The organism is Exiguobacterium sp. SH0S2 (genome assembly GCF_004337185.1).
Lineage (GTDB): Bacteria > Bacillota > Bacilli > Exiguobacteriales > Exiguobacteriaceae > Exiguobacterium > Exiguobacterium aurantiacum_A.
Window position 1 is genome coordinate 257,271 of the sequence record NZ_SJVB01000003.1, and the last position, 17,631, is coordinate 274,901.

22 protein-coding genes are annotated in these 17,631 nt (G+C 50.4%); 6 read left to right on the forward strand and 16 right to left on the reverse strand.

Going from position 1 to position 17,631, the window contains the following annotated elements; all coding sequences use genetic code 11:
* Positions 1-29: 29 nt before the first annotated feature.
* The 6 genes from EVJ21_RS09955 to EVJ21_RS09980 all read right to left on the reverse strand — a co-directional run bounded on the left by EVJ21_RS09955 (position 30) and on the right by EVJ21_RS09980 (position 4,700).
* Positions 30-482: a Dps family protein gene (locus EVJ21_RS09955; protein ID WP_016508447.1), complete on the reverse strand. Its 453-nt coding sequence runs from the start codon at positions 480-482 to the stop codon at positions 30-32.
* Positions 483-586: 104 nt separating this feature from the next.
* Complete coding sequence (murC, locus tag EVJ21_RS09960) at positions 587-1,894, reverse strand: UDP-N-acetylmuramate--L-alanine ligase (protein ID WP_131490411.1); 1,308 nt, start codon at positions 1,892-1,894, stop codon at positions 587-589.
* Between the two features lie 86 nt (positions 1,895-1,980).
* A complete protein-coding gene (locus tag EVJ21_RS09965) occupies positions 1,981-2,865 on the reverse strand; it encodes a hypothetical protein (protein WP_131490412.1) in 885 nt (294 codons plus the stop codon).
* A gap of 54 nt (positions 2,866-2,919) precedes the next feature.
* On the reverse strand, positions 2,920-3,540 hold the full coding sequence (ytpR, locus tag EVJ21_RS09970; protein ID WP_070329430.1) for a YtpR family tRNA-binding protein: 621 nt from the start codon (positions 3,538-3,540) through the stop codon (positions 2,920-2,922).
* A 48-nt stretch (positions 3,541-3,588) separates the two neighbouring features.
* Positions 3,589-4,383 carry a DUF1444 family protein gene (locus EVJ21_RS09975; protein ID WP_070329429.1) on the reverse strand — a complete coding sequence of 265 codons (795 nt, stop codon included), beginning with the start codon at positions 4,381-4,383 and terminating at the stop codon, positions 3,589-3,591.
* Positions 4,384-4,388: 5 nt separating this feature from the next.
* Positions 4,389-4,700, reverse strand: a complete 312-nt coding sequence (locus tag EVJ21_RS09980; protein ID WP_070329428.1) for a thioredoxin family protein — start codon at positions 4,698-4,700, stop codon at positions 4,389-4,391.
* A 114-nt stretch (positions 4,701-4,814) separates the two neighbouring features.
* Between EVJ21_RS09980 and EVJ21_RS09985 the strand changes: the two genes are divergently transcribed.
* Positions 4,815-5,147: an MLKL N-termimal domain-containing protein gene (locus EVJ21_RS09985; RefSeq protein ID WP_016508496.1), complete on the forward strand. Its 333-nt coding sequence runs from the start codon at positions 4,815-4,817 to the stop codon at positions 5,145-5,147.
* 65 nt (positions 5,148-5,212) lie between these two features.
* On the opposite strand, the gene EVJ21_RS09990 is transcribed toward EVJ21_RS09985, so the two are convergent.
* Both EVJ21_RS09990 and EVJ21_RS09995 read right to left on the reverse strand, forming a co-directional pair.
* On the reverse strand, positions 5,213-6,229 hold the full coding sequence (locus EVJ21_RS09990) for a PTS sugar transporter subunit IIC (RefSeq protein WP_131463854.1): 1,017 nt from the start codon (positions 6,227-6,229) through the stop codon (positions 5,213-5,215).
* A gap of 128 nt (positions 6,230-6,357) precedes the next feature.
* Positions 6,358-7,431: a M42 family metallopeptidase gene (locus EVJ21_RS09995; RefSeq protein WP_070329426.1), complete on the reverse strand. Its 1,074-nt coding sequence runs from the start codon at positions 7,429-7,431 to the stop codon at positions 6,358-6,360.
* 136 nt (positions 7,432-7,567) lie between these two features.
* On the opposite strand from EVJ21_RS09995, the gene EVJ21_RS10000 reads away from it, so the two are divergent.
* From EVJ21_RS10000 to dhaM, 4 genes are all read left to right on the forward strand, one after another.
* Positions 7,568-7,870 carry a PepSY domain-containing protein gene (locus EVJ21_RS10000; RefSeq protein WP_016508468.1) on the forward strand — a complete coding sequence of 101 codons (303 nt, stop codon included), beginning with the start codon at positions 7,568-7,570 and terminating at the stop codon, positions 7,868-7,870.
* 103 nt (positions 7,871-7,973) lie between these two features.
* Entirely contained in the window at positions 7,974-8,951 is a 978-nt protein-coding gene (gene dhaK, locus EVJ21_RS10005) for a dihydroxyacetone kinase subunit DhaK (RefSeq protein WP_071397850.1), read from the forward strand.
* A gap of 19 nt (positions 8,952-8,970) precedes the next feature.
* Positions 8,971-9,561, forward strand: a complete 591-nt coding sequence (gene dhaL, locus EVJ21_RS10010; RefSeq protein ID WP_071397851.1) for a dihydroxyacetone kinase subunit DhaL — start codon at positions 8,971-8,973, stop codon at positions 9,559-9,561.
* Between the two features lie 16 nt (positions 9,562-9,577).
* Positions 9,578-9,922 (forward strand): dihydroxyacetone kinase phosphoryl donor subunit DhaM, encoded by a 345-nt coding sequence (gene dhaM, locus EVJ21_RS10015; protein ID WP_269089707.1) that lies wholly within the window; start codon positions 9,578-9,580, stop codon positions 9,920-9,922.
* Between the two features lie 143 nt (positions 9,923-10,065).
* Here the strand turns inward: dhaM and EVJ21_RS15375 are convergent, their stop codons facing one another.
* The 3 genes from EVJ21_RS15375 to trmB form a co-directional block, all read right to left on the reverse strand.
* Entirely contained in the window at positions 10,066-10,293 is a 228-nt protein-coding gene (locus EVJ21_RS15375; RefSeq protein WP_070329422.1) for a hypothetical protein, read from the reverse strand.
* Between the two features lie 155 nt (positions 10,294-10,448).
* A complete protein-coding gene (locus EVJ21_RS10025) occupies positions 10,449-10,958 on the reverse strand; it encodes a hypothetical protein (protein WP_233589570.1) in 510 nt (169 codons plus the stop codon).
* Between the two features lie 105 nt (positions 10,959-11,063).
* Positions 11,064-11,711, reverse strand: coding sequence for a tRNA (guanosine(46)-N7)-methyltransferase TrmB (trmB, locus tag EVJ21_RS10030; protein WP_131463856.1), 648 nt, complete (start codon positions 11,709-11,711; stop codon positions 11,064-11,066).
* Between the two features lie 136 nt (positions 11,712-11,847).
* On the opposite strand from trmB, the gene cydS reads away from it, so the two are divergent.
* A complete protein-coding gene (gene cydS, locus EVJ21_RS15600) occupies positions 11,848-11,958 on the forward strand; it encodes a cytochrome bd oxidase small subunit CydS family protein (RefSeq protein WP_438802343.1) in 111 nt (36 codons plus the stop codon).
* Between the two features lie 45 nt (positions 11,959-12,003).
* Here the strand turns inward: cydS and EVJ21_RS10035 are convergent, their stop codons facing one another.
* The 5 genes from EVJ21_RS10035 to EVJ21_RS10055 are packed head-to-tail and all read right to left on the reverse strand — an operon-like array spanning position 12,004 to position 17,574.
* Positions 12,004-12,798 (reverse strand): phosphotransferase family protein, encoded by a 795-nt coding sequence (locus EVJ21_RS10035; protein WP_255570029.1) that lies wholly within the window; start codon positions 12,796-12,798, stop codon positions 12,004-12,006.
* Positions 12,799-12,848: 50 nt separating this feature from the next.
* Positions 12,849-15,014: a type I pullulanase gene (gene pulA / locus EVJ21_RS10040; protein ID WP_070329419.1), complete on the reverse strand. Its 2,166-nt coding sequence runs from the start codon at positions 15,012-15,014 to the stop codon at positions 12,849-12,851.
* A gap of 17 nt (positions 15,015-15,031) precedes the next feature.
* Positions 15,032-15,871 carry an NERD domain-containing protein gene (locus tag EVJ21_RS10045; RefSeq protein WP_071397856.1) on the reverse strand — a complete coding sequence of 280 codons (840 nt, stop codon included), beginning with the start codon at positions 15,869-15,871 and terminating at the stop codon, positions 15,032-15,034.
* Positions 15,841-16,416, reverse strand: a complete 576-nt coding sequence (thpR, locus tag EVJ21_RS10050) for an RNA 2',3'-cyclic phosphodiesterase (RefSeq protein ID WP_131490414.1) — start codon at positions 16,414-16,416, stop codon at positions 15,841-15,843. Before thpR ends, EVJ21_RS10045 begins: the two co-directional genes overlap by 31 nt.
* A 6-nt stretch (positions 16,417-16,422) precedes the next feature.
* Positions 16,423-17,574 (reverse strand): MFS transporter, encoded by a 1,152-nt coding sequence (locus EVJ21_RS10055; RefSeq protein WP_236633356.1) that lies wholly within the window; start codon positions 17,572-17,574, stop codon positions 16,423-16,425.
* Positions 17,575-17,631 lie beyond the last annotated feature (57 nt).

Below are 17,631 nucleotides of genomic sequence, written 5' to 3' on the forward strand. Positions count from 1 at the left end.
GTGCGCCTCCAAATTGGCGCACCTTTTCGTTATAGTTTCGTCTTTCTGCCGAGAGCAGCAGACATCATCCAAATTTCTTTTTCGAGACGCTCGATGTGGGAAACGAACGTATCTTCGATCGCTTCGTCCCCGTCTTCAAAGTTTTCCATCGCATCTTGCATCTCTTGACGAATTTGTTTGAAGTCATTGATCACGTCTTTGATCATTTGTTCTGTATCGGCGTGACGATCACCTTCTTGTAGTGTCGAGTGCTCTAAATACTCTTTCATCGTCGCATACGGTTCCCCGTCATTCATGAGTAAACGCTCGGCGACATCGTCATACAGCTCAGCGACCAAGTTGTAAAGCTCCTCTAATTTTTCATGGTATGTGAAGAAGTGAGGTCCGCTAATATACCAGTGGTAGTTATGAAGTTTGACGAATAATAGGCCGTAGTTGGCCACCTCTTTGTTCAACGTATTCAATGAGCCTTGGCTTGCCATCCTTAACATCTCCTTTTTTGTGTTCAGTCGATAATACTATTTCCTTCTTTATTCGAGTTTAAACACAAAAAAAAAGCGAATGGCCCGGGCCATCCGCTCACAACTTACGCTTCGAGTTTGACGAAGTTCTCATACTCGCGTTGATACGTCTGAATATCTCCTGCTCCCATGAACAACAAGACCGCATCACGATGTTGACGGAGAACGCCGACATCAGGACGTTTCAATACGCTCGCACCGTCGATTCGCGATTGAAGGTCTTCGATCGTGACCGTTCCTTCTTGTTCTCGGGCTGAGCCAAAGATATCGCACAAATAAACGGCGTCCGCTTCGGCGAGTGATGACGCGAAGTCATCCATAAACGACTTGAGACGCGTGTACGTATGCGGTTGGAAAATCGCGACGACTTCCCGTCCGGCGTACTTTTTACGTGCCGCTTCGACGGTGGCACTGATTTCGCGCGGGTGATGCGCGTAATCATCGATCAGGACTTGTCCATCGAGCGTCGATTCACTGAAACGGCGTTTAACGCCGTTGAACGTCTCGAGGCGCTCTTTCACAAGATCTTTCGATAAGTTCTCGTAGTCGCACGTCGCGATGACGGCAAGGGCGTTCAAGACGCTGTGGTTACCATATCCCGGAATGCGGAACGTCCCATAGAAATCGTCACGCAAATAGACGTCAAACGTCGTCCCGTTATCCGTCGAGTTCACGTTTTCGGCACGGAAATCGTTATGGGCACCAAACCCGTAATAGACGATCGGCACGTTCGCTTGAATCTGTTGAAGATTCTCATCGTCACCACAAGCGATAATACCTTTTTCCACTTGTTTCGCCATTTCTTGGAACGCATCAATGACATCGTCTAAGCCAGAGAAATAATCTGAATGATCAAAATCGACATTCGTCATAATCGCATAGTCTGGGCGATAGTAAAGGAAGTGACGCTTATACTCACACGCTTCAAACACGAAGTTTTTCGAGTCTTCCACGCCTTCGCCCGTACCGTCTCCGATCAAGAATGACGTCGGCTCAATCCCACGCATGACATGAGCGAGCAGACCCGTAGTAGACGTCTTTCCATGCGATCCTGTGATGGCGACACTTGTATAATGATCCGCTAGTTCACCAAGGAACTCGTAATATTTATAAATCGTCAAACCGAGCTCACGCGCGCGCAAGATTTCAGGATGATCGTCAGTGAACGCATTTCCTTGAACGACGATTTGACCTTCAGTAATATTTTCAGGATCAAACGGAAGAATTTCGATACCTTTCCGTTTCAATGCTTCTTCTGTAAAAAATGTTTTGTCAACGTCCGAACCTCGGACTTCATTGTTCATATCATTTAAAATTTGAGCTAAAGGACTCATGCCCGTTCCTTTAATTCCGACGAAGTGATAACGGTTCATCTGTAAATAGCCCCCCTAATTCATTGCGGTTTGCAGAAAAAGCGACAAACCTTTGTCATTATAGCAAAACTCATGGAGTCGTGCTATTACAGATTATTGTTTTTTTGAGCAAGGCGTCGGCTGCGGTACATCGCCATCCGGTCTTGCGGAGTCATCATGACGTTCAATGGAGGGCTATCCGCTTTGTAAGACACGTTGACAGCAGGTGTCAACTCGGCTTCGTCAAGAGCGTGAAAGGGCTCGTCGGTATCGGTCTGTAATGTTTTTGCAACATCCTCGACGACAGGAGCTACTTCTTCGACCGATGTCACTCCGATTGAAACGTCCGTTGAAGCTGCCTCTTCTTTTTCTTCACGGACGACGATCTTTGACGTTTTCAAATGGGTCGAACCCATGAACACCGAGGCAAAACCGTCTTCTAAAATAGATACGTCTCCGAGTAACGGTTTCAGATCACTCGACGAGTCGGATGCGTTGTCGGCCTCCGACACAGAAGACTCATCAGCGCTCACGTCAGACGTTTCCTGGGAAATAGTCGCCTCTTCTGGCTCAGAAGGCTCGGCCACAGTCTGATGTTCTGCCGAGACCGTTTCCTCTACCACGAATGGTGACTCCATCGACTCGTTCACTTCCACGACAACCTCGTCTGGAACGAAAGATTCTGTAACTTGCACAGGTTCGTCGACGACTATTTCCTCGTTAGCAGGCACTACAGTCGATGGTTCTGGATCAATATCAGGCTCGCTTTGATTGATGGACAGATCGTCTCTCGTCTCGGGCGAATGCTCGGTCGGTAAGTTGATTTTTGGTTTCGGTCGCGCATATCCATAAATCGGAGATGGGACGTCAGACGGAATAAACTCGCCCGTTGGTTCAGGTTTTGGTGCAGGCGCACTTTTCTTCCCTTCTTGGGATAGTTCGCGCCGAATTCGCTCTGCTTGCTGTTTTAATGAACGTTCATATGCATCCATACTTGATTCCTCGCTTTTTCGCTCAATCCTAATTTAGCAAAAAATCGGTCGAGTTTAGCGACCGATTTCAAATGCTTTCCCTACTTCATATTCGTCATCTAACACTAAAATCCCTTTTTCTTGCGGCGCATCAGGGAGGTTCAACTCGCGTGCTGAACAAATCATCCCGTGCGAGCTCTCGCCACGGAGTTTAGACGGCCGGATAATGAGACCAGACGGCATGACCGCTCCTGGTTTCGCGACGACGACCTTCTGCCCGGCCGCAACGTTCGGTGCTCCACAAACGATTTGAACCGTACCTTGATCGATCTCGACTTGGCAGATCGATAATTTATCCGCATCGGGATGTTTCTCAGCCGATTCGACATAACCGACAACGAACGTCGGTGTGAAGTCGACGCCCGATAAATCCGCTTCGATATTTTGCTTACGTAAAATGACACCGAGCGTCTCAATCAATTCTGCCGTCAAGTCGACCGACCCATGCCAGTCACTGACATTGAAATAATTACTCGCATTGAACACGTTGTAGCCGTTCACTGATCCGTCCGCCGCTTTAACGATGGCGACATCGTCTTTTCGTTCGACGACTTGATGATGGCGATCACCTTCTTTTAACAACACCATGAGAACATCGCCAATTCCTTCACGGTTATAAAAAGCATTAATTTGCATACGTAAATACGCCCCTTCTTTCAAACTAGACACAAATAGTTTAGCAGATTATGCGTCCGTTGGTGGGTTCTTTTTTCCAACAATAAAAATTGGTTCGAGAACGCCGTCCTCATAATGAAACGCAAGAGCTGTCACCGGGATGCGTCCGTTCGTAAAAAAGTCGAACATGAGCTGTTGCATCACGTCGTATCCTTGATCGTTCCGGATATCGGCGATGATCATCACATCTTGATGCGGGACCCCGACTAACATGTCTCCTTCGATTCGTCGATCCATGACCCGTAAAAATTCGTCATTGAGGATACGAGACGCCTCGTAGCCGTCACGGGCAGATAGGAAATAGAATTTGTTGCCGGCGACATCGTCTTCTTTTAAGTCGGTCGGTAACTTTTTCACGTTATCCCGCGCCACTTGATCGACTCGCTCTTTCGTCATCGTCGCATTCAAATGCCGCTCTTCAATCAAACGATACCCGTTGCCAAGGTCGAGGGCATAGTAGATGGCCGTCTCCGCCGTATGCGGTGTCATGACGAGCGCTTGTCCGGTTTTTGTTTCTGTCGAGAACGAACCGGCCCGAATGACCGGGAAAATTTGGGCTTCATTGCCGACTAATTCAATCTCTTGGTCGGCTGTAAGGGCCGTTTTTATATATTCGACGACTTCTTCAACCGCAACATTGCCGCGAACTTTTGCTTTGGCAACAAGTGGGGCCAGTCGAATGTTGACGCCGAACCGGTCAGCTGCCCGTTCGATTCGCAACACTTCATTTTCTCTGTCATAAGACGTCCGATACCCGTCAGTGAATTGACGTTCGATCGCTCGACGCAGTTCATTCCGTTCCATCTAGATCACCCTAACTCGCTAAGAAATGCTTCGACTTGCTCCGGCGTTTTACGTTCGCGTCCGACGTAGCGGTCCACTTCTTGCCCACCGTTAAAAGCGACAAAACTCGGAATTCCGAAAATATCGAGTTCTTGTGCGAGCTCCATCCATTCGTCACGGTCGACGTAGTAGAACGTCCACTCATTGAACTTTGATTCAAGTTCGGGCATGAACGGATCGAGGAAGCGGCAATCGCCACACCATGTCGCCGAGAACATAAACACAGTCTTTCCTTGCTTCGCTTCCGTATATTCAGTCATCGTTGTCAGTCGTTTCATCTTCATCACTCCTGTTCTATTTTCCTCGTTAATGATAGCATAAGTCCGTTCTCACAATCCGCTCTCGTGTTTTGCTATAATCAAGGGCGAAGACTATTTGAAAAAGGTGACGATATGACAAAATGGACGCGTGAACAATTAAATCCGGATATGAAACACCCACTCGAACAGCTCGTCGGCGCCGTCGGAATGCTCTCTATTCTCCGCTACGGGTACTTGTTCATCGATACAGATAAGACACGAAGTCAGATTCTCGTTTGGCTCATCGTTGGATTCGCCATCATTTACATCGTAGAACGTGGATTGAAACGCCTTGTCCGCTACTTGCCGATTGTCAGGAAACGTTTTTTACTTCCCATCTACGCATTGATACTCACGCTGTTCTTCGTCAGCTTTAGAATCCCGCGCGAAACCGTCGAGACCGTCCGTAACTTCTTCGGCTGGTGATCTGCTCGGCGTCAAATGAATAAGCGTCTCGCAACTTGGCGAGACGCTTATTTTTGTGTGTCGGTTCAATATTCGATTTTCATATCATTCGGCTGAATCCGGTTCATCCGGGTCAATACTTGATATACCGCATAGCTGAGTATGGCCGGACCGACGATCAAGAAACCGAAGACGACGATCAACGTATGCCAACTGAAGCCCATCGTTTCGAGCATGACGATCGGACCGACGAGGCCGCTCGTCCCCATCCCGGCTCCGGCCGCGACACTCTCTAATTCAAACAACAAGATGGCGATCGGGGCGAGCACCGCACCGGCAACCGTCGGGGGCAGTAGGATCCATGGATTTTTGACGATATTCCCGACTTGAAGCATCGACGTGCCGATCCCTTGAGCAACCGATCCGCCGATGCCGTTGTCACGGTAACTCGTGATCGCGAACCCGACCATTTGGGCCGCACAACCGACCGTCGCCGCACCGGCGGCGATCCCGCTAAGCCCGAGCATGAGCGCGATGGCCGCGCTTGAAATCGGGGCCGTCAACGCGAGACCCATGAGCGTCGCGACGATGACGCCCATAACGAGCGGTTGTTGTTCAGTCCCCCACTCGATCCACGTGCCGAGTTGGGTCATGAACAGACCGACATATTTCCCGATATACGTCGCACTCAAGTAGCCGATCGCGATCGTCGTGAATGGCGTCACTAAAATATCAAGCTTCGTCGACTTCGAAACGAGTTTGGCCAGTTCGACCGAAAGAAGCGTCGCGACGTAACTACCCGCCGGCCCGAACTCATAGCCGAACGTCCCGACGACGAGCGCTGAAAACAAGATGAGTGGCGGAGCCTGGAGCGCATAGGCAATTGCAATCCCGATGGCTGGTCCCGTCAAACTTATGGCGACGTCTCCGATTTGTTGGAGTGTATCACCGAGACCGCTAACGCTCGTGCCGAGCAATTGTCCGCCAATCGTCTTCATGATCAACCCGATAATGAGTGTACTGAATAATCCGAGTGCCATATAGCTGAGCGCCGTCACAAAGTAGAGTGACGGGCTGAGCGTGATCCCTTTCTTCTTGAGCATGGGATTCACCCCTCTTTCTATTGTCTTGTCAGTCGTAAAGTTTCTGTCTTCACACTTTTATCAGTATAATCTTTTCCCGGTAAATATCAACAGAAAAAAACGCCACTCGGTTAAAGTGGCGTCGTTCATTAACGGGATGCGCGAAGCGTTTCCATCGTCGAGCGGTCTAACCGTTTGACGAGCGCTTTTAGAAGCGCTTTGGCCGCATCGTAGTCATCCGTGTGCAAAATCGAGGCGTGCGTATGAATGTAACGGGCTGCGACGCCGATGACGGCGGTCGGCACACCTTGCCCACTCATATGGATACGACCTGCGTCCGTCCCACCTGGTGACACGAAGTATTGTGTCTTAATGTTTTCATCTGACGCTGTATCGAGCAAGAAGTCACGCATCTCAGGAGACATGACCATGACGCGGTCAAGAATCCGGATGAGCGCGCCTTCGCCGAGCTGACCGAATTCCGTCTTATTGCCGGAAGCATCATTGGCTGGCGACGCATCGAGCACGAGCGCGACGTCCGGCTGAATCATCTCGGCAGCCGTCTGGGCCCCGCGCAGGCCGACTTCTTCTTGGACAGTCGCACCCGAGAACAAAATGTTCGGGTGATCTGCTTTGGTCGTTTCTTCGAGCAACTCGACGGCGAGACCGACGCCGTAGCGGTTGTCCCATGCTTTGGCCATAATTTTTTTCGGATGGTGGAGCGGAGTGAATTCACTCGTCGGCACGGCAGGAACTCCTGGCCGGACGCCCCATGACTCCGCCTCTTCTTTTGAGTCGGCCCCAATATCGATGAACATCTGCTTGATTTCCATCGGTTTGTTCTGTGCCTCAGGCCCGAGTAAATGCGGAGGCGTCGAGGCGACGACACCCGGGATTTTCCCGTTCGATGTTATGATGTCGAACCGTTGTGCCATCAGCACTTGGCTCCACCAGCCGCCGAGCGGTTGTATGTACAACATTCCGTTCTCTGTGATCCGTGTGACCATGAACGCGACTTCATCCATATGACCGGCGACCATGATGCGTGGTCCCGACTCGTCCCCGACTCGTTTCCCGAAGATTGAACCGATTCCGTCCGTCATCACTTCATCGACGTGCGGGGTGATCCGATCGCGGACAAATTGCCGAACTTCTGATTCGAAACCAGGCGCTCCTGGCAATTCTGTCAACGTCTTAAATAATTCTCTCGTTTTTTGTTCCATTTTATTTCATCCTTTCACTCGTTCTGGTCTCATTATATACAGAATATTTCGATGGAAGCGAATGCTTTTCATTCCAATGGGGTACAGGTTTTGGTACGATGTATGTGATAGCCATAGTTCAAGGGGAGGTAGTCATATGAAGAAAAGGTATTGGTTAGTTGGAATCGGGGTTGCCGTCGTTGCCGCACTTATGACGAAAAAAGTGTTAGATGAACGAAGCTTATCGGCTGAAGATGCGCTCGAGTACACGAAACGGGCATTCTCAGCGAAAGGTCACGTCCAAGGCGCATGGATCTCGGCATCACCAGAGATTTATACTTATGACGGTCGTGAGTATGATGTTTACAAAGGCGGGATTTCGGTCCTCGAGAGCGACGAAGAAAAAACGTACCAATTCACGGTCGATTCAGAGACTGGCGCTTTACTTGAATATGCATGAAACAAAGTCGGCGAAACAATTCGCCGACTTTTTTGTTTAGTCCGTTCGAAAGAGTGGAAAATTGAGAATGGTAGTTTTCAAACTTAAAAAGGAGTGATCCCACGTGAAAAAACTGATTGGTGAAGCAAGTGAACTTGTGTCGCAAATGGTCGAAGGGATGGTCCACGCCCATCCTGAACTGTACGGTCGCGTCGAAGGGGTGAACGTCATCTGCAGAGCGGACGGCGCCAAGTCCGGAAAAGTCGGACTCGTCTCAGGTGGCGGAAGCGGGCATGAACCTGCACACGCCGGTTACGTTGGCGATGGGATGCTCGACGCCGCTGTCTGTGGTGAAGTGTTCACGTCCCCGACCCCAGACATGGTACTCGAAGGCATCAAAGCGGCAGACGGCGGCAATGGTGTGTTACTCGTTGTCAAAAACTATGCTGGTGATGTCATGAACTTTGAACTAGCCGGCGAACTCGCCGACGCCGAAGGGATCAAAGTCGATCACGTCGTCGTCGCTGATGACGTCGCGATTGCGAATAAAGAAGACCGCCGTGGCGTAGCGGGCACGGTGTTCGTGCATAAGATTGCCGGAGCCGCAGCAGCGAGCGGGAAGTCATTGGAAGAAGTGAAAGCGCTTGCCGAGAAAGTCGCATCTCACGTCCGCTCGATGGGAATGGCGGTCGAGCCGTGCTACATGCCCGTGAGCGGTAAACCCGGCTTTGACCTGAACGAGGAAGAGATGGAAATCGGAATCGGGATTCACGGCGAGCGCGGTGTCGAACGGAAACCGACGACCGACGTCGATTCGATTGTCGACGACCTACTCGAACATTTGACAAAAGAAGTCGAGCCTGGAGAAGTCGCCGTCATGGTCAACGGTATGGGTGGGACACCGCTGTCTGAGCTTTACGTGACGTACCACTTCGTTGCCAAAAAATTAGAAGCAGCTGGTTACACGTTAAAACGTAAATACGTCGGTAACTATATGACATCTCTCGAGATGCATGGTTTCTCCATCACCCTGTTACCGCTCGACGATGAATTGACAAGTTATCTTGACGCGCCATCAGCGGCGCTCGGTTTCAAAATCTAACAAACGAGGTGTTTAATCGATGTTGACGATTGAAGGGTTCAAACAAGCGCTACGCCATGCCCAATCTGAGATTGAAGCGAATAAAGATACACTGACAGACCTAGACCGGGCGATCGGGGACGGTGACCACGGCATCAATATGTCACGCGGCTTTGATGCGGTCGTTGCGATCCTCGACGATGAGTACGCTTCTCTCGGTGAGTTGAGTAAGAAAGTCGGGATGACGCTCATGTCAAAAGTCGGTGGTGCGGCCGGTCCACTCTACGGTTCGGCATTCGTCAAAGCAGCACCGAAATTTGGTGACGCGACCGAGGCCGACTTCGCGCTCGTGAAAGAAGCGCTAGAGGAAGGGACGGCTGCGATCAAAGCTCGTGGCAAGTCCACCGCCGGGCAAAAGACAATGGTCGACGTCTGGGAGCCATTTTTAGACGGTTTGAGTGAATCAGATGATTTCACCTCAAAGTTGGATCATCTCGTCAATGAGACGGAGGGGATGCTGGCGACGAAAGGCCGCGCCTCATACTTCGGAGAGAACTCTCGCGGTACAATCGACCCTGGCGCGTTGTCCAGTTCAATCGTCTTGAAAGCGATCATGAAGGAGGTCGATTGACATCGTAGAGCTCATCATCGTTTCGCATAGCGCTAAAATTGGTGAAGGGATTCAAGATTTGATGAAAGAGATGGCTCCAGCCGTTCCGATTCATCTTGCGAGCGGACTAGAAGACGGCAGTATCGGAACCGATGTGACCCGTATCCTCGAGGCCATCGAAACCGTCGACAAAGAGGCACTCATCCTGTCCGATATCGGATCGGCGACGATGAACGCTGAGCTTGCCATCGATATGTATGAAGGCGATAAGAAAATCAAGTTCTATGACGGTCCGATCGTCGAGAGCGCGTTCGTCGCAGCCGTCTCTTCAGGAAACGGCATGGGTCTTGATCAAATTATGGAACAGTTGAAAATGACGTAAAAAAAGAGCCAATTCGCGAAAAGCGAATTGGTTCATCTTTTTTTATGTTCGATGACCTTGAGGCGCTCTGCCCGGCACAAGATTGAAAAAATGGTATGTATACAGTCTCTCCAGGCCAGTGAACTGGCCAACTTCTTCATGTTTTATGCGGTGGCTGCCATAAGGTTGGCGCGATGGACGATGGAGAAGTCGACATGGCGGTCAATCTTACGGACGAGGTGGTTTTTCGGGACCAACTGGTCTAACGAGGCGTCGGTGCGGATCGGTTCATGATGATTCCCTTCCTGTTCGGAGGCGGTGACGGTCCATACATACCGTTTTCCGTTTTCATCGGTTCTAAGAACATATCCAGGGCTTTTCTCGTCGGCCATCGAGGCCTCAGAAAAAGACAAACGGCCGCCAGATGGCGACCGTTTGCGTTGCTCGTCCGACGGCGCCCCGACTCCTGCAGGAAAGCGTGGGCGCCGGAAGGACGAGCGATTCTATTGATGTTAGTCAACAAGCTGAAGAGCCTCTCGGCTCTTTTTTAACGTGGATTATCGTTTTTCTCATAAATCGGATTCATGTAATCTGTCGTCGAGTAGAAGCGTGGTACGACGAAGAAAAGAATGAGCGCCGGAACCGCGATTAAGAGCAACATGATCAAGACCGGCAGCCAGTAGATGATCTGTTGACCGAGCATGTCGATGTTCGCGTCCGAAAACTCGGTCGCACCTTCGACTTCGACAAGGTCAGCCGTTGCAAGAATCTTGTTGTCCGTCGCATCGTAATAATGGAACTCCGTCTTACGTGTGATGAAGATGCCGTCACGTACCGTATCGAGTTCGACGACCGCTGCGATGACTTCGTTGCCGTTCGAGTGCGTGAGCGTCTCTTCTTTGACGATTTTAGCCGTTCCTTCTTTATAGTCGTAATGCGTCGCTTTCAAATCCTCTTCGAGTGCGTCTAAGAACGCCTCGTTTGCCGAGGTATTGAGTGGTGCGATTGTTAGAATGAAGATTACTGCAAGCAGGCTTGCCCATGCTTTTTTCAACATCCCCATATTCCCCCTTCTCTAATTCCAATTTAGCGTCATTCCTATTGTACCAAGAAGAAAGAAAAAAGTGTGAAGAAAATGCTATCAAAATAAGAAAAAAGCGTGTCAAATTTTCGGTCGGAACGCTGCTTCCATCCGGTAGATCGGCTGACCCATGGCGCTGAAGCGCTCTTCGTACTCGGTACGAACGTTGTCACCCGGTTCGTTTGCGTGCAAATCGAGTGAAATATCCGTGAAGTACATGCCGTATTGGCTCATGCTCTCGAGCGAATATTCGAACAGACTTCGGTTGTCCGTCTTAAAGTGGATTTCGCCCCCGCGAGGCAGAATCGCTTCGTATGTGGCTAAAAACGTCTTATACGTCAAGCGACGCTTCGCATGTCTCGTCTTCGGCCAAGGGTCCGAGAAGTTCAAGTAAACGCGGTCGACTTCCCCTGCTTCGAAGTAATCGACGAGTTGCTTCGCATCGACGGTCAAGACGCGTACGTTTGGCATCGGCGTTTCGACGAGTTTTTGGACGATCGAGACGGCAACGCTCTCGAATAGCTCGATGGCGATAAAGTTGGCGTCCGGGAACTGTTGGGCCATCCCGAGAACGAATTGCCCTTTCCCAGAACCGACCTCGATAAAGAGTGGATTGTCGTTACCGAATTCGGTTTTCCAACTCCCTTTCAACTGTTCGGGATTCGTGATAAATACATGTTCTTGGGCTTGCATATAGTCTTTAGCCCAAGGTTTATGGCGTAAGCGCATTGAAATCCTACCTTTCGTTCATGAAATGTTCAAGTTTCTGCTGACTGAGCCGCTTCGCGCGAGCAGTCCCCTTGCGATTATACACGAAATCATTGTTTAATGAACATGAATCATCCCTCACAAGGAGGTTAAATCAATGAGCACGTTAGATCAATTCTTAATCTTTTATGCGGCCCCGCTCACGTTTTTCGGCGCCGTCATCGCTACGTTCGTCTGGGCGTACTTTATGAAACCTGAAGATGTCTGATGTATATCGAAAGGGATGACTCACATTCGTGAGCCATCCCTTTTTTCATTGCGTCCGTTCATCCGCTTCGTCGAGAAGCTCACGAAGCACGGTCAAACCTTCAGCTCTTGCCATGGCGCTCTGTTCACCATAGATGGTCAACACCGTCTGGGCAATCGCGTACCAGTGCATTCGGTAATGCAGATCGGGGGTCAGCGTGATCCCGTAATGGCTGAACCACTCTTCCCAATCGACTTCATCGACATAGCTATAGACGACCATCGCCAAATCAAACGCGCGATCTGCGATAATGGCGTCGTCCCAATCGGTCAAATAAAGAAGTCCCGACTCATCCTCAATCCAATTATTGTGATTGAGGTCAGAGTGACAAACGACTAGTTCGCGCTCGTCATCGGGCAGCCGATGGTCTGATAACCAACGGACCGCCTCATCGATCGTCTCATCTGCCTCATCTTGCTCATAGGCGGCACATTGCCGGTACAACAGTTCTGAAGTGACCGGTGTATGGTTTAACTGCTGTAACATGAATAATAGCTCTTTCGAATGATGGATCTTTCCGAGTTGCGCCGCCACTTCGGAACGCTCCATGTCGGCAGGCGATAACTCGCGACCTTCGATGAACTGTTGGGCACTGAGAACGTCTCCGTTGAACATCCGCTTCGTCCACAATAGTTTCGGGACGATGCCTTCGGCGGATAGAATCGCTAAAAATGGAGACGAATTCCGTTTAACAAAGATTTTTTGTTGGTGCGTCGTCGCTACGTACGCTTCACCCGTAATCCCGCCTGCGGAAGCCACTGTCCACTCTTCACCGAGGGCACCGATTATATCTGAATACATGTTCATCACGCTCAAATCTCATTGGAAGTTAAAAAGATACAATCACAATATTAACACGCGATAATCGTCATTGACAACGACTCGACTTGAATCTGACTCGGGTTTCGAACAATCGGCGTCAAACTCGCCTTATCCCCTTGCACGTATACGTTCCAGTCGCCTTCGGCTTGGAACGTCACTTGCTCGAACGTCCCGTTCAAATACACACGCACTCGCTGCCAAGCATCGTAAGAATGGCTTGCTGTCAGTTCGTAAGCGATCACACCAGGTGGCGACGGGAGAAACTTGAACTGCTCGACTACTTTTTGCCGGGTATCATATCGGAAACACGTGTGGCGCCGGCGTAACTTGAGCAGCGTTTTCACATACTCCACTTCTGTCGCCCGACTGTCACGAAGGTCCCAATCAAAATGATTGATCCGATCAGGGGCGTTGTAGCTGTTCTCTACGCCTTGTTTCGTCCGACCGAACTCTTGTCCGGCGTGAAGGAACGGAACGCCTTGTGACGTAATGACGATCGCCGTGGCCAGCCGTTGCATCCGTAACCTCGTCGTCTCATCCGTATCCTCACAAGCGAGCAGCAATTTATCAAACGTCGTATAGTTATCGTGCGCTTCCACATAATTGATCGTATATTGCGGACTCGGGAACCGACCGACGGTGACGTTCGGAATCTGAACGGCACCGGTGATGCATTCACGAAGTTCCCACTCCCGCCATTCGTTCCCGGATACGAAGCCGCGCTCGCGCTCGTTGAACGAGGAACCTTTCAGCGCATCTCGCATCATATCGTTAAAATGACCAATTCGTGGCATATGCGCCGCATTGTGGGAAGACGCCTTCAAGGACGGGCCGAGCGGTGTCGCCAAATCCCAACCTTCTCCATAGATCAAGATAGACCTGTCGACTTTATCAAGCGACGTCCGAACTTGGTTCATCGTTTCCACATCATGGATCCCCATCAAATCGAATCGAAAACCGTCAACTTGATACGTCGTCGCAAAATAAGTGATGCAATCGACAATCATGCGACGCATCATATACCGCTCAGACGCTGTGTCATTCCCGACACCGGTACCGTTTGCGACCGTTCCGTCGTGCTCATACCGGAAATAATAATACGGCACGAGCGCTTCGAGCGACGACTGTTCACGAATGAACACATGGTTCATGACGACATCGACGACGACGCGCATCCCGGTTTTGTGTAACTCATTCACCATTCGGGCATATTCGAGCACTCTTGTTGTCGGGGCGCTTGGGTCTGAGGCGTAGCTCCCTTCTAAAGCGAACCAATGAATCGGGTCGTACCCCCAGTTATAAGGCATGCGTGTCAACTCGTCGACGCTGCCGAAGTCATGCACCGGGAGCAATTGTAAATGTGTGACGCCTAACTCTTTCAAGTAATCGAGACCGGCACTCTTGTCACCGGTCGTCCGAATCCCGGTTTCGACGATGCTGCCGTACAATCCGTTTAAACGGCTCGTCGAAGCGGGGTGGCTCGTGAAGTCGCGGATATGAAGTTCGTAGATGACGGCGTCAGTCGCTTTTCGGAGCGGCGGCCGTAACACCGGTTCAACGTGTTTCGCAATCTCGGCTTCGACATCGACCAATACGCCAAATTCGCCATTCAGGCTGACGGCTTTCGCGTAAGGGTCGACGATATCGTTCGTTTCGACCGGTGTTTTGACGTGAAGACGGTATAGTAAACCTTCGTAACCTTTTGGCACCTCGGCATGCCAGACGCCGCGGCTACCGCGCATCATCCGAAATCGCTCGATTTCCCGATGCGTGTCTTCATCATGCACCGTCACCCAAATCGAGAAAGCGACAGGTGACCAGACGAATACGTCAATCACATTTATGCCAAAGAGGAGTCCGAGCGGTCCATCGTAGGCGTATCTGCGTTCAAACTCATTCGTCTGGACAATTTCTCTCGGGACGACCACGATTGTTTTATGTCCAGGATGAAATACGGTATAAACCGATTCCAGCGTTACCGGGCGCGCGAGACGGATGTCCCGTTCAATCGTCCCGGCCTCAGTTGATCGTTCTTCGAGCACCACGTAAGTAACAGGGCGCCCATTTTGCTCGATTTGTACTGGAATGGACTCATATTCGGCGATGACTTCGAGTCGAACCGTCTCAAATGAGAGGAGCGTTGCCCGCTCGATTGTTACATGCGTTGTCGCCTGTTGATCAGGTGTGTGATACATACTCGTTCCATCCTCTCCTACTGATCCAAAAATTGTCGAAACGGCATCTGTGCTGTCGTATCTAGAAGTTTCGCCACATCTCGAATTTGTTGGGCTTTCACGATGGATGCCCTCGCATTGACTTGTTTCATCCATTGGTCGTAATCCGACCGTGAAACAAACTGGGTCGCGCGTGTCTCCGGCACATGATCGAAATAGCCGTTCGGAGCCAACGCCACTTTTTGGATGACCCCATCATAGGACGGAAGAAACTGCCTTACGATTTCTTCGGTGCGTGTCAATGCGATGAGCGGATTGACTACACGTTTATTTTCCCCTTTGAGTGGTTGATGAATCCAAGTCTTCTGTTTCGATACGTGATAGATGCTGCGGTCACCTTCAAGCCATTCAACGAGATAAATATGCGACGGCCCAACGATGATATGGCTTAGTTCAACCATGGCCCCGTTCCACTCGACGACAGGACGATACATGAAAAAGTGATGCTCGTTCCATTCTGTGAGCATATGCCGATAACTATAGTCCCGCAAAAAAGCTAATAGTGGCATGTCCGCTTCTGTTGCCCCTTCGCACGCAAATTGAAGCTTTTGGATGCGGCGCCGGTTTGTGAGCAGCGTTTGAAATTGTTTTTCCGTCAACGGGTTCGCTTCGAGCTCGATGCGCTCCGTACGACGCCAAAATTTCCACCACGGGTTTTCAAACTCCATGATTTCCGGCGGAGTTAGCCGATTTGAGTCGTAGAGTCTGCGCATTCGCGCCGTATCGGATTCGATATACTCTTGAAAACGATTGAATTGATCGAGCATGTTCCGTTCATATTTAGAAATTACGTCAAAAATTTTAATCGGGATCGCCATGTGTCCTCCTCTGAATGCGCTAGCGGAAATACTTCAACTGCTTCATAGGCAGGAGTCTTTGTCGGATTGATTCGATAGAGCACTACTTCTGTGATTGCTTCTTCCACGTCAAACGCAGGTGCGATATAAGGGATCCGCTCGCCGGTATCCCATTTCTTTGCAAGGGTGACGTGTGCTGCGAACGGTTTCCGATCGATTGCTGAAATCTCTTCTGCCAATTTGCGCCGAAGTGTACTGACGAATGTCGAAAGCGCTACAGACGGATTCGGGATGATTGTCAGCACGCGCGGACGATCGGGTCTCCCAAAATGATCAATCTGCTGAAAATATAACGTGAACGGCGCCGTTTCGTGCGCCACGTCTCGAGTGATCTCTTTGACTGCCTCTACTTGGTCATCGTCTAATGCCCCTAAAAATTGAAGCGTCAAATGAAATTCCTCTGGTCGATAAACGCGGCGATAGGAATAGAACGGTAAGATGTCCCGTTGGATTTGTTCAAACTGTCGCGCTTCGATCGGGAGCGCTATAAAATAATGTGTCGACATCGCTCGTCATCCTTTCTCACGGAACCGTCTCAGTCCCAAGAATAAAATCGCGCCGATGACACTGACTGCTGTGTACATCCAAAATACACCGATAATGCTGTCTACTTCAATGATAATCCCGCTCAACTGATTGAATGCGGCTGTCGCCAAGCCCGATGTGACAGCCATATAGACGCCAATCGCTGTCGAGGTGACGTTTAAGCTGACGAGACTTCGGACAAACTGAAGTGCAACCGGAATGAGCAACCCGACGACGAGTCCTTGAACGATGGCGAGCAACCAAACGACCCACAACGACGGTTCGAGTGCGAGCCAACCGTTCCGAAGCGCTGAAATCAAAGCTGCCCCAGCGAGTACGTTGACAGTGCCGAGACGTGCGACAATTTGATGCGCCACTTTCATAAACGGGATCTCACAGAGCACCGCCACTAAAAACAACGTCCCGACGAGCGTCGTCGAGCCGCCGATGCTCGTCACATAAATGCCAAAGTAGTAGTTGTTTGCGTAAATCGGACCAAAGACGAGCATGCCGCCGACTAAAAACGCCACGAACGGTGCATTCCAAATGGCTGACCAAGCGAACGGGGCTGCTGTAGTCGTATGGGTTACACCCGTATCCGTAATTTGCTTCAAGGCGACGGTTCCGACGACGAGCACGATCGCACTAAGCAGAAACGTACTCGATAACCCCCATGACGTATCCGCAATCCGGCCGATCATGAAGACCGCGATAGCAAACCCGGCCGAGCCGAACAAACGGATGGCTCCGTAATCGATTTTAGCGCGGGACGTGTAATCGAGCGTCATCATATCGACGAGCGGAATGTGGGCACATTGAAATATCGACCAGACTATCATCAACAGAATGATCCAGACGTACGATGTCGCAAATAAAAATGTGATTGAGATTGCCGCAGCCGCAATCATTGCTAACATTAACCAGGCGCGGGTTCGTCCCGTGCGGTCGGCCAGCATGCCCCAGAGTGGTTGTACACCAATCGATAAAATGGGCAAGATAGCGACGATCGTCCCGACCTCACTTGGTGACAAATCAAAACGTGCTTGTGAGAAGAACAAGGCCATGTATGGGATGAGGGCGCCTTGTGCGAAAAAGATGGCGACATAAATCGATTGAAACGATTTTTTTTGCTGGTTCACGTTCAACTTCCTTCCTAACAGACAGAGAGCCGACCGATGCAGTCAGCTCTCAAAGGT